The sequence below is a fragment of the Skermanella sp. TT6 genome (assembly GCF_016653635.2).
Classification (GTDB): Bacteria; Pseudomonadota; Alphaproteobacteria; order Azospirillales; family Azospirillaceae; genus Skermanella; species Skermanella cutis.
In genome coordinates, this window is sequence record NZ_CP067420.1 from 5,028,831 (window position 1) to 5,040,392 (window position 11,562).

12 protein-coding genes are annotated in these 11,562 nt (G+C 67.3%); 3 read left to right on the forward strand and 9 right to left on the reverse strand.

What is annotated here, in order from left to right:
* Positions 1-108: 108 nt before the first annotated feature.
* A complete protein-coding gene (locus IGS68_RS23415) occupies positions 109-996 on the forward strand; it encodes an RNA polymerase factor sigma-32 (RefSeq protein ID WP_201074517.1) in 888 nt (295 codons plus the stop codon).
* A 58-nt stretch (positions 997-1,054) separates the two neighbouring features.
* Here IGS68_RS23415 and IGS68_RS23420 read toward each other — a convergent pair whose 3' ends face one another.
* The 6 genes from IGS68_RS23420 to IGS68_RS23445 all read right to left on the reverse strand — a co-directional run bounded on the left by IGS68_RS23420 (position 1,055) and on the right by IGS68_RS23445 (position 7,094).
* A complete protein-coding gene (locus IGS68_RS23420; protein WP_201074518.1) occupies positions 1,055-1,876 on the reverse strand; it encodes a ferritin-like domain-containing protein in 822 nt (273 codons plus the stop codon).
* 122 nt (positions 1,877-1,998) lie between these two features.
* A complete protein-coding gene (locus IGS68_RS23425; RefSeq protein ID WP_201074519.1) occupies positions 1,999-2,415 on the reverse strand; it encodes a F0F1 ATP synthase subunit epsilon in 417 nt (138 codons plus the stop codon).
* A gap of 72 nt (positions 2,416-2,487) precedes the next feature.
* On the reverse strand, positions 2,488-3,954 hold the full coding sequence (gene atpD / locus IGS68_RS23430; protein ID WP_201074520.1) for a F0F1 ATP synthase subunit beta: 1,467 nt from the start codon (positions 3,952-3,954) through the stop codon (positions 2,488-2,490).
* 50 nt (positions 3,955-4,004) lie between these two features.
* Positions 4,005-4,904, reverse strand: coding sequence for a F0F1 ATP synthase subunit gamma (locus tag IGS68_RS23435; protein ID WP_201074522.1), 900 nt, complete (start codon positions 4,902-4,904; stop codon positions 4,005-4,007).
* Between the two features lie 100 nt (positions 4,905-5,004).
* A complete protein-coding gene (atpA, locus tag IGS68_RS23440; RefSeq protein ID WP_201074523.1) occupies positions 5,005-6,534 on the reverse strand; it encodes a F0F1 ATP synthase subunit alpha in 1,530 nt (509 codons plus the stop codon).
* A complete protein-coding gene (locus IGS68_RS23445; protein ID WP_201074524.1) occupies positions 6,534-7,094 on the reverse strand; it encodes a F0F1 ATP synthase subunit delta in 561 nt (186 codons plus the stop codon). The genes atpA and IGS68_RS23445 overlap by 1 nt, the downstream gene beginning before the upstream one ends.
* 374 nt (positions 7,095-7,468) lie before the next feature.
* On the opposite strand from IGS68_RS23445, the gene IGS68_RS23450 reads away from it, so the two are divergent.
* On the forward strand, positions 7,469-7,798 hold the full coding sequence (locus tag IGS68_RS23450) for a hypothetical protein (protein WP_201074526.1): 330 nt from the start codon (positions 7,469-7,471) through the stop codon (positions 7,796-7,798).
* 7 nt (positions 7,799-7,805) lie between these two features.
* On the opposite strand, the gene IGS68_RS23455 is transcribed toward IGS68_RS23450, so the two are convergent.
* The 3 genes from IGS68_RS23455 to IGS68_RS23465 form a co-directional block, all read right to left on the reverse strand.
* Positions 7,806-8,102, reverse strand: a complete 297-nt coding sequence (locus tag IGS68_RS23455) for a BrnA antitoxin family protein (RefSeq protein ID WP_201074528.1) — start codon at positions 8,100-8,102, stop codon at positions 7,806-7,808.
* 4 nt (positions 8,103-8,106) lie between these two features.
* On the reverse strand, positions 8,107-8,391 hold the full coding sequence (locus IGS68_RS23460) for a BrnT family toxin (RefSeq protein WP_201074530.1): 285 nt from the start codon (positions 8,389-8,391) through the stop codon (positions 8,107-8,109).
* Between the two features lie 97 nt (positions 8,392-8,488).
* The gene (locus IGS68_RS23465; protein WP_201074532.1) at positions 8,489-10,729 is read right to left on the reverse strand and encodes a primosomal protein N'; all 2,241 of its coding nucleotides are present in this window, start codon (positions 10,727-10,729) and stop codon (positions 8,489-8,491) included.
* A gap of 88 nt (positions 10,730-10,817) precedes the next feature.
* Between IGS68_RS23465 and fsa the strand changes: the two genes are divergently transcribed.
* Entirely contained in the window at positions 10,818-11,489 is a 672-nt protein-coding gene (gene fsa, locus IGS68_RS23470) for a fructose-6-phosphate aldolase (protein WP_201074534.1), read from the forward strand.
* Positions 11,490-11,562 lie beyond the last annotated feature (73 nt).

Here is an 11,562-nt window from a genome sequence, read left to right on the forward strand (position 1 = left end):
TCCGCCCGGGCTGCGTATCTGAAGCAACCGACGGCACCCGCCGGTGTTGACCCTCACGGACAGGGCCATCGCCGAGGTCGCGCGTCCATCAGGGGGAAGGACAGGACGATGGCTCATATCGATGACCCGGAAACACAGCGGGCCAATCTGACTTTCATCAAGGCCTCGATGCGGGAACCTCTCCTTTCCCGTGACCATGAATTCGAACTGGCGCGCAACTGGCGGGAAGACGGCAACGAGTCGGCGCTTCACGATCTTGTCCGCGCCTATACCCGTCTGGTCGTCTCCACCGCGTCGCGCTTCCGGAACTACGGCCTGCCCATGGGCGACTTGGTCCAGGAGGGCAATGTCGGCCTGATGCAGGCCGCCGCCCGGTTCGAGCCGGATCGCGAGGTGCGGTTCTCGACCTACGCCGCCTGGTGGATCCGCTCGGCCATGCAGGACTATATCCTGCGCAACTGGTCGATCGTGCGGACCGGCACCACCGCCGCCCAGAAGAGCCTGTTCTTCAACCTGCGCCGCCTGCGTGCCAAGATCGAGGATGCGTCCAGCAACGGCGCCCTGACCCAGGCCGGCCGGCTGAAGATCGCGACCGAACTGAAGGTTGAGGTCCATGAGGTGGAGGCGATGGAGATGCGCCTGAGCGGCGCCGACCAGTCGCTCAATGCCCCGATCAGCGACAGCAGCGAGGACGACTGGCAGGATTTCCTCGCCGACCAGCGGCCCAGCCCCGAAGACGTCGTGATCGGCATGCGCGACAGCAACACACGCTCCAAGTGGCTCGCCGAAGCCCTGGGCGAGCTGAGCCCCCGGGAGCGGACCATCATCGCCCAGCGCCGCCTGCGTGACGACGGGGCCACCCTGGAGGAGCTTGGCAGGGAACTCGGCGTCAGCAAGGAGCGGGTCCGCCAGCTCGAGCACCGCGCGATGCTCAAGCTGAAGGAGTCCATGATGCGCCGGGTGGAACTGTCCAGCGACCTTCTCCTGGAGATGTGATCGCTTTCGCTGACCCGGGGAGGTACGCCGGGCCTCCGGACCCGGCGCTCGGCAGGACTCAGGCCGCTTCCTTGGTCAGCTTCTTCAGCCTGCTGTCAAGATACCACCAGGCCATCCGCGTAGCCGCCCGGTACAGTGTCGTATGGGGCTTCAGACCGACCGCCTTGAAGATCATCGCGACGCCGCGGTCAACGTGGGTCGGACGGTAATAAGCATAGGCCCGGCGCATATAGGCACGGGTGTTGGTCTCGCGGTCGTAGGGAGCGTCGGAGCCGTTGGCCGCGTAATAGGCATAGGCCAGCTCGTCGTCCTCGGACTCGTTGATCCGGCCCAGCGCGATGCGCAGCCGGGACAGCCGCCCCAGGTCCTCGCGCTCCATGTAGCGCTTGAGATGCTGGTAGAACAGCTTGTAGTGACGGAGCTCGTCGGTCGCGATGCGGCGGCAGATCTCCTTCAGAACCGGCTCGTCCGTCGCATCGCCCAGGGCCGTGTAGTAGGAACTGGTGCCGGTCTCGACCATGCAGCGGGCGATCAGCTCGCCGCTGCGCGACCCGCGCACCGACTCCGTCGCTTCCAGCTTGATCTTGTAGCCGTCGGTGAACCGCTTGAAGGCGTCCTCCAGGGAGAAGGAGGGATCGATGATCTCGGCCCAGCGGCCGAGCGCGGCACCATGCTGGACTTCCTCTTCCGCCCAGTCCCGGGCCACCTGCTGGAACTCGGGATCGTCGTTGAAGACGTTGCACAGGTAGGTCGCGTAGTCCCTGCCGTTGTACTCAACGAGAGCCGCGGCCTTGATGATCTTCAGGATCTCCGCATCCGCTTTGGATCTGTCGATCCGGTCCCAAGGAAGATCCTCCAGCGTCCAGTGTTGATAGCCCATTCTTTCCCAAGCCGATTCTTGTTGACCCTGAAAGACCGATGGCCCGGCTTAGGCGGCCAGGCCATCGATATCAGGTCTGCAGATTATCCCACCATGCGCGTTTTACAACGCCGGAGCGGGCATCAGTGCGCGGTGGTGCCGGTGATCGCCTCGAGCTTGGCGCGGGCGACCGCCAGGCGGCCCTCCGCGGCGGCGCGCTCGCTGTCCGACTTGGCGTCCTCCACGTCCTCGCCCACGTCCCTGACCTCCTGCTCGACCGCGGCGCGGTCCAGTTCGCTCAGGTTGGTCGCCTGCTCGGCCAGGACGGTGCAGCGGGTCTCGGTCACCTCGGCGAAGCCGCCGGCGACGAAGATCCGGTCGACGACCCGGTCCCCTTCGAAGATGTCGATGACGCCGGGGCGCACCGTGGTGATCATCGGCGCGTGACCGGCCAGCACGCCGAAGTGACCCTCGCCGCCCGGCACCACGACCATGTCGACCGGCTGGGAGACCAGCAGCTTTTCCGGCGAAACCAGCTCGAACTCGACTTTGTCGGCCATGGATAGCTCTCGTTCCTGAGTTAGGCGTCAAACAAGGCGAAGGGGCGATCGGGCCCCTTCGGCCTCCGGTACTTACGCGGCCTCGGCGGCCATCTTGCGGGCCTTCTCGACCGCTTCCTCGATCTTGCCGACCATGTAGAAGGCGGCCTCGGGGAGATGGTCGTACTCGCCGTTGACGATGCCCTTGAAGCCCTTGATCGTGTCTTCCAGGCTGACCAGCACGCCCGGGGTGCCGGTGAACACCTCCGCGACGTGGAACGGCTGGGACAGGAAGCGCTGGATCTTGCGGGCGCGGGCGACGACCAGCTTGTCGTCTTCCGACAGCTCGTCCATGCCCAGGATCGCGATGATGTCCTGCAGCGACTTGTAGGTCTGCAGGACCTTCTGGACCGAGCGGGCGACCTGGTAGTGCTCGTCGCCGACGACGCGCGGGTCAAGGATCCGGCTGGTGCTGTCCAGCGGGTCCACGGCCGGGAAGATCGCCATTTCGGCGATCGAGCGCGACAGCACGGTGGTGGCGTCCAGGTGGGCGAACGAGGTGGCGGGCGCCGGGTCGGTCAGGTCGTCGGCCGGCACGTAGATCGCCTGCACCGAGGTGATCGAGCCCTTCTTGGTGGAGGTGATGCGCTCCTGGAGGGCGCCCATGTCGGTCGCCAGCGTCGGCTGGTATCCCACCGCGGAGGGGATGCGGCCGAGCAGCGCGGACACTTCCGAACCCGCCTGGGTGAAGCGGAAGATGTTGTCCACGAAGAACAGCACGTCCTGGCCTTCCTCGTCGCGGAAATACTCCGCGAGGGTCAGGCCGGTCAGGCCGACGCGCGCGCGCGCGCCCGGCGGCTCGTTCATCTGGCCGTAGACCAGCGCCACCTTGGAGCCCGGGCCGTCGGTCTTGATGACGCCGCCCTCGATCATCTCGTGGTAGAGGTCGTTGCCCTCGCGGGTCCGCTCGCCGACGCCCGCGAAGACCGACACGCCGCCGTGCGCCTTCGCGACGTTGTTGATCAGCTCCATGATGGTGACGGTCTTGCCGACGCCGGCGCCGCCGAACAGGCCGATCTTGCCGCCCTTGGCGTAGGGCGCCAGCAGGTCGATGACCTTGATGCCCGTGACCAGCACCTGGGCTTCGGTCGACTGGTCGACGAAGTCCGGGGCGGAGCGGTGGATCGGGAGCGTCGAGGTGTTGCCGACGTCGCCGCGCTCGTCGATCGGCTCGCCGATCACGTTCAGGATGCGGCCCAGGGTCGCCGGGCCGACCGGCACCGAGATCGGGCTGCCGGTGTCGGTGACCGGCTGGCCGCGGACGAGGCCGTCGGTCGTGTCCATCGCGATCGCGCGGACGGTGTTCTCACCCAGGTGCTGGGCCACTTCGAGCACCAGCGTCTTGCCCTCGTTCTGGGTGTGCAGGGCGTTCAGGATCGCGGGCAGGTCGGCTTCGAACTGGACGTCGACGACCGCGCCGGTGATCTGGGTGATCTTGCCGATGGCGTTGCTGGGCGCGGCGTTGGTCGGCGTGGTGCCGGTCTGGATTGCAGCAGTCATGTGGGTTCGCTCCCTCGGAACCAGATATCAGTGTCGGACGCTTGCAGACGTTAGATCGCCTCGGCACCGGAGATGATCTCGATCAGCTCCTTGGTGATGACGGCCTGGCGGGTCCGGTTGTAGGTCAGCGTCAGCTTGTTGATCATGTCGCCGGCGTTGCGGGTGGCGCTGTCCATCGCGGTCATCCGGGCGCCCTGCTCGCTGGCGGCGCTTTCGAGCAGCGCGCGATAGACCTGGATCGACAGGTTCTTCGGCAGCAGGTCGGCGAGGATCTGGTCCTCCTCCGGCTCGAATTCGTACAGCGCCTTCGCCTCGCCCTGGCCCTCCGCCTGGGTCTCGGCGGCCTCGCCCTCCGGCATGGCGAACGGGATCACCTGCTGGACGGTGACGACCTGGGTCATCGCCGACTTGAACTTGTTGTAGATCACCGACGCCACGTCGTACTCGCCGGCATCGAACAGCTCGAGCACCTTGGCGGTGATCATGTCGGCCTCGGCGAACGACAGCCGCTTGCGCCCGATGTCCTCGTAGGACTGGATGACGCTGTTCGGGTTGGTCCGGCGGAGCTGGTCGCGGCCCTTGCGGCCCACGGTCAGCACCTTGACGGTCTTCCCCTCGCTTTCGAGCCGGGCGATCTGGCGCCGCGCTTCGCGCACGATGGTTCCGTTGAAGCCGCCGCACAGGCCGCGGTCCGACGTGATGACGACCAGCAGGTGCACGTCCTGCTTTCCGGTACCGGTCATCAGCTTCGGACCTTCGCCGTTGCTCGACACGTTGGCGGCGAGCGACGCGAGCATACGGCCCATGCGCTCGGCGTAGGGACGGCCGGCCTCCGCCTGTTCCTGCGCGCGGCGCAGCTTGGAGGCGGCGACCATCTTCATGGCGGCCGTGATCTTCTGCGTCGACTTGACGCTGGAGATACGGTTTTTAAGGTCCTTAAGGCTTGGCATTCGAGGCCTTCATCACACCGGGGGTTGGAGCCCTGCCTTCCTGATCCCCGATGCGGTCCCCCGGAACACCGGGAGGCCGCATCCAGGGACCGCTTCGAGCTTAGACGAACACCTTGGAGAAGTTGTCGAGGAAGCCCTTCAGCTTCTCCTCGGTCTCCTTGGAGAGCGCCTTCTCGGTGCGGATGGCGTCGAGGATGTTGGCCCCCTTGGAGCGGACCTCATCCAGCAGCTTGGCCTCGAACCGGTTGACGTCCTCGACCTTGACCTTGTCGAGGTAGCCGCGCACGCCGGCGAAGATCGAAACCACCTGCTCTTCCACCGGCAGCGGCGAGAACTGGCCCTGCTTCAGCAGCTCGGTCAGGCGGGCGCCGCGGTTCAGCAGCCGCTGGGTCGAGGCGTCCAGGTCCGAGGCGAACTGCGCGAAGGCGGCCATCTCGCGGTACTGGGCCAGCTCCAGCTTGATGGTGCCGGCGACCTGCTTCATCGCCTTGATCTGCGCGGCCGAGCCGACGCGGCTGACCGACAGGCCGACGTTGATGGCCGGGCGGATGCCGCGGTAGAACAGGCCGGTCTCCAGGAAGATCTGGCCGTCGGTGATCGAGATGACGTTCGTCGGGATGTAGGCCGACACGTCGCCGGCCTGCGTCTCGATGATCGGCAATGCCGTCAGCGAACCGGCGCCCTTGGCGTCGTTCATCTTCGCCGCGCGCTCGAGCAGGCGGGAGTGCAGGTAGAACACGTCGCCCGGATAGGCTTCGCGTCCCGGCGGACGGCGCAGCAGCAGCGACATCTGGCGATAGGCCACGGCCTGCTTGGACAGGTCGTCATAGACGATCAGCGCATGCATGCCGTTGTCGCGGAAGAACTCGCCCATGGCGCAGCCGGTGTAGGGCGCCAGGAACTGCAGCGGCGCCGGCTCCGACGCGGTCGCGGCGACCACGATCGAGTATTCCAGCGCGCCGGAGTCTTCCAGGGTCTTGACGATCTGGGCGACGGTCGAGCGCTTCTGGCCGACGGCGACATAGATGCAGTAGAGCTTCTTGCTCTCGTCGTCGCCCTGGTTGATGCCCTTCTGGTTCAGGAAGGCGTCGATGGCGACGGCGCTCTTGCCGGTCTGACGGTCGCCGATGATCAGTTCGCGCTGACCGCGCCCGATCGGAACCAGGGCGTCGATGGCCTTCAGGCCGGTCTGCATCGGCTCATGGACCGACTTCCGGGGAATGATGCCGGGCGCCTTCACCTCGACGCGGCTCATGACCACGTCGGTCAGCGGGCCCTTGCCGTCGATCGGATTGCCCAGGCCGTCCACGACGCGGCCCAGCAGGCCGCGGCCGATCGGCACCTCGACGATGGCGCCGGTGCGCTTGACGACGTCGCCTTCCTTGATGTCACGGTCGTCGCCGAAGATCACGACACCGACATTGTCGGTCTCGAGGTTCAGCGCCATCCCCTTCAGACCGTTGGGGAACTCGACCATCTCGCCGGCCTTGACGTTGTCGAGGCCATAAACGCGGGCGACTCCGTCGCCGACCGAGAGGACCTGGCCGACTTCGGCGACATCCGCCTCATTCCCGAAATTCGCGATCTGTTGCTTGAGGATCGCGGAAATCTCCGCGGCGCGGATTTCCATCAGCCAACCCCTTTCATGGCGATTTGCAGCTTGTTCAGCTTGGTGCGCACGGAGCTATCGACCATGCGCGAACCGACTTTGACGATCATGCCGCCGATCAGGGACGGGTCGACGGTGACCCGCACCTCGATCTTGGACCCCATCTGGGCCCTGAGGGCATCTGTGAGGGCCTGGACCTGGGGATCGGACAGGCGGTATGCCGAGGTCACGTCGGCGGTCATCTGACCGCGGCGGCGCGCCAGCTCGGCAAGGTAGCCGTCGATCATGCCGCGCAGCGCGAACAGCCGGCGGTTCTGGGCGACCAGCCCGACGAACCGCTGCGTCAGCTCGGACACGCCGGCCTGGCGGAGGAGAGCGCCCATCGCCCGGCTCTGGTCGCCGCGGGACAGCACGGGGCTGCGTACCATACGGTCCAGTTCGGGACTTTCGACGAGCATCTGCTTGATGGCGGCCAGATCCTGGGCGACCTGGTCCAGCGCCTTGTTTTCGTCCGCAAGCTCAAACAGGGCAGTCGCGTATCGCCCTGCCAGCCCGGATACTCCTGTACCTTCGGATGCCACGCGGTACCTCGGTTCGGTCCATAGACCTTGTTGATTTTTAGGGCCTTGGAGGAGAAGACATGCGTCGGGCAGGCCCCCTCCCCTGACGGCGAGCGGTCACATAACACAGGGAGCCGGTGCGCGCAACCGACTCAAATCCAGCAAAACCGGGCAGTTGGGGCCGAAAGACCCCCGGCTTTACCGTTCTGCGGGCGGCACCGGCCGGCCTGCGACACTAAGGCCGGGGAGCGGAGGCGATCCGGACCGCGATTAAGCGCAAATTAACTTTGGATGCGCATCTTTAGGGGTGCCGCCGGCTGGCGGTGCGGCGACCGGTCCCGCCGGTATCGCCCCTTCGGATTTTTCCTCTGATCACGCCTCCGGATCACCTGACCATGACCGTCGTCGCCTTCAGCCTGGCCCGCTTCACCCCGGCCGACCTTGCGGAATTCTACGAGATAGCCCGGCCGCGCATGGAGCGCGGGCTGTGGGCCGGCGTGTCCCGCCAGACCAGCCCCGAAGGCGACCTGCTGCTGGTCACCTTCCCCCATCTGGACCGCCCCGTCTTCCGGTTCGAGCGCGATCGGCGCGGGACTTATACCCTGTGGTTCCACGACCGCCAGGGCTGGCACAGCATCGGCAGCGGCTCCACCTCGACCGAGTGCCTGTCGATCTGGCGCACCCGTCCGGCCCGCGTCCCGGCCCCCGCGCTGCGGGAAGCGTGAGGAGGGCTCAGCGGGACCGGCCTCCGTTCCGCTGGCTTTCCACGAAGGCGCGCAGCACGGCGTTCATGCGGCTCTGCCAGCCGCGCCCCTGGGCCTTGAAGAAATCCACCACCTCGGCGTCGTAGCGCACCGTGACCTGGCGCTTGTTCTCGCGCGACGGCAGGGGAAAGGGAAAGCCGGGCACGGAAAGTTCCTCCCAGTTGTCCGGCACCGCCAGATCGGGATCGGAAGCGATCTGGGCCTCGATCTCTTCGTCGGTATCCTCGCGCGACCAATCGGTTCGATCCTCGCCCCTCGCGATCATCGCGTCAATTTCCGATGCGGTATACCGCACGGTATCGTCTCTCTTCACCATACCTTGCCCCCCTGGCGGAAATGATCCGGATACGCTCTTCCCGGATCGTCCAGACCACGGCAAAAAACTTGTCCTCGATCCGGCCGACACTGACCCACCGCTCTTCCGCGCCACGGGCCGAAAGATAGACGACCACCGGTCTTCCATCGAAAAGCTCGCGCATGCGCGGAAAGTCCACCCCACGCGCTTCAAGCGTCGCTTGCCGCTTAGCCTCGGACCACTCGAATTCCAGGTCCATGACGCCTCGCGTGTAGTTGCATTGTAGTTACAAACAGGACCGAATCGCAAGGTTTGCCTATAACACTTTCGATGGATCGAACGCGATCGCAGGCGCCCTATAGAAAGCTGTAGGGGTCGATATCCACCTGCACCCTGACCGTTCCGGGCACCTCCACCCGCGCCAGCCAATCGGCGATCAGCGGCTGGACCGACACGGCGCGGGGCGCCTTCAGCAGCAGCCTCCGCCGGTGCCGGCCGCGCAGCAGCGCATAGGGCGCCGGCGCGGGTCCCAGCACCTGGACCGTTTCCGACCGCGGCGCCGTACGCCCCAGGGCGCGGGCGACCGCTTCCACCGCTCCCTCCTCCTCGCCCGACACGATCAGCGCGGCCAGCCGGCCGAACGGCGGCATGGCGTGAATGTGGCGCTCCTCCGCCTCGCGCTCGTAGAACGAATCCCGGTCGCCCGACACCAGCGCCTGCAGCACCGGATGTTCCGGCATGTAGGTCTGGAGGAAGACCCGCCCCGGACGCTCCGCCCGCCCGGCCCGGCCGGCGACCTGCTGGAGCAGCTGGTACGTCCGTTCGGCCGCGCGCAGGTCGCCGCCGCCAAGCCCCAGGTCGGCATCGACCACGCCGACCAGCGTCAGCATGGGAAAATGGTGGCCCTTCGCCATCACCTGGGTGCCGATCAGCAGGTCGATCTCGTGGTCCTGGACGCGGCGGACCATCTCGCGGATCGCGTGCGGGCCGACCAGGCTGTCGCTGGTCATCAGAGCGGTGCGCTGGTCGGGGAACAGCTGGGTCACCTCCTCGGCGATCCGCTCCACGCCGGGACCGCAGGCGGTCAGCGATCCCTCGGCGCCGCAGGACGGGCAGACGTCCAGCAGCTTCACCGTGAAGTCGCAGTGGTGGCATTGCAGCTTGCCCGCCAGGCGGTGCTCGACCAGCCAGGCCGTGCAGTTCGGGCATTGCAGCCGGTGGCCGCAGTTGCGGCACAGGGTCAGCGGCGCATAGCCCCGCCGGTTGAGGAACAGCATTCCCTGTTCCCCCGAGGCGAAGGTCTCGGTCAAGGCCTGGACCAGCGACGGTGCCAGCCAGCGGTTGCGCGGCGGCCGGTCGAGCCGCAGGTCGATCAGCTTCATCTCCGGCATGCTGGCGCCGCCGTGGCGGGCCGGCAGGTCGATCCGGCCGTAGCGGTGGGCCTCCGCGTTGATCGCCGATTCGAGCGACGGCGTCGCCGAGACCAGGACGATCGGGATGCCGGCCAGGTGCGCCCGCGCCACCGCCATGTCGCGGGCGTTGTAGATCACCCCGTCCTCCTGCTTGAACGAGGGGTCGTGCTCCTCGTCGATCAGGATCAGGCCCAGCTCGGGATAAGGCAGGAACAGGGCCGACCGCGCGCCCACCACCACGCGCGCGGCGCCGGTCGCCACGTCGCGCCAGGTGGCGCGCCGCTGGGCGCCGGACAGGTCGCTGTGCCACTGGTGCGGCGGCGCCCCGAAGCGGAGGGCGAACCGCTCCAGCCACTGGGCCGACAGGGCGATCTCCGGCAGCAGGACCAGCACCTGCTTCCCGGCCTCCAAAGCCGCCGCGATTCCCTCGAAATAGACCTCCGTCTTGCCCGACCCGGTAACGCCGTCCAGCAGGGTCGCGCTGAAGGCGCCGGCCGCGACGCGGGCGCGCAGGGCCGCGGCCCCGGCCGCCTGCTCGCCCGACAGATGGGGGCCGGGAAGGCTCCAGTCCGGCAGCGGCAGGTCGCGGGTGGGATGCAGCAGCACCGGCTCCAGCACGCCTGCGTCGGCCAACCCGCGGACCACGCCGACGCCGCACCCGGCATCAAGCGCCAGCTCGGCCGGGGGGCGCGGCGGCCCGTCGGCCAGCAGGTCGAGCACCCGGCGCCGGGCCGGGGTCATGCGCAGCTCGGCCAGCCGGCCGGGATCGCCCAGGCGATAGGCGGTCACCGGCTTGGGCGGTTCCATGCCGCCGATCGCGCTCAGGGCCATGCGCAGGACGGCACCCGGCGGCGCCATTGTGTAGGCGGCCACCCAGTCGATGAAGCGCCGCTGGACCTCCGGCATCGGCGGCACGTCGAACCGCTGGGCGATCGGCCGCAGCTTGCCGTCGGCGACTTCGCCCGCGCCCGGCCCCCAGACGACGCCCAGCAGGTGGCGGGGGCCGAGCGGCACCTCGACATAGTCGCCGGGCGCCACGTCGAGCCCGGCCGGCACCTTGTAATCGTACGCCTCCGGCAAGGGCAGCGGCAGCAGCACCGACACCCGCCTGGGAGCCGGAGGCGGCGCCTCCCAGCCATCGCCGAAATCGAATCCGGGGGCGGAACTGGAACCCTGATCCACCATGGGCTAGAGTGTTCCCGAGTTTCCGGGCCGGCTGCCGCGCAGGCGCCCGCCGCAATCGCCGCTTCGCTCAATCAAGGATCGTTTCCTGATGAAGTTCTTCATCGACACCGCCGACCTCGCCGAAATCCGGGACCTCGCCGATACCGGCCTCCTGGACGGTGTTACCACCAACCCGTCCCTGGTCGCCAAGTCCGGCCGCAACTTCATCGAACTGGTCAAGGAAATCTGCCAGATCGTTCCCGGCCCGGTCAGCGCCGAGGTCGCCGCGATCGATTTCGACACCATGCTGGCCGAGGGCAAGTACCTGGCGACCCTGGCACCGAACATCGCGGTCAAGGTGCCGCTGACCCCGGCCGGGCTGAAGGTCTGCAACATCCTGTCGTCCGGCGGCACGATGGTCAATGTCACCTTGTGCTTCTCCGCCGCGCAGGCGCTGCTGGCGGCCAAGGCCGGCGCCACCTTCATCTCCCCCTTCGTCGGCCGGCTGGACGACATCGGGTATGACGGGCTGTCGCTGATCTCCGATATCGTGCAGATCTACGACCAGTATCCCGGCATCACCACCGAAGTGCTCGTCGCCTCGATCCGCCACCCGATCCACATCGTCGAGAGCGCCAAGATGGGCGCCCACGTCGCGACCATGCCGCCGTCGGTGCTGCGCCAGCTGTTCAAGCATCCCCTGACCGAGAAGGGCCTGGATCAGTTCGTCGCCGACTGGGCGGGCACTGGACAGACGATTCTGGACAAGGCCGCCGAGTAGGCTCACAACGTTAACGCCTGATGGAGTAAGTTCCGCTTGGGACGGGCACGGGTTCAGACAATGGGAGAGGGCC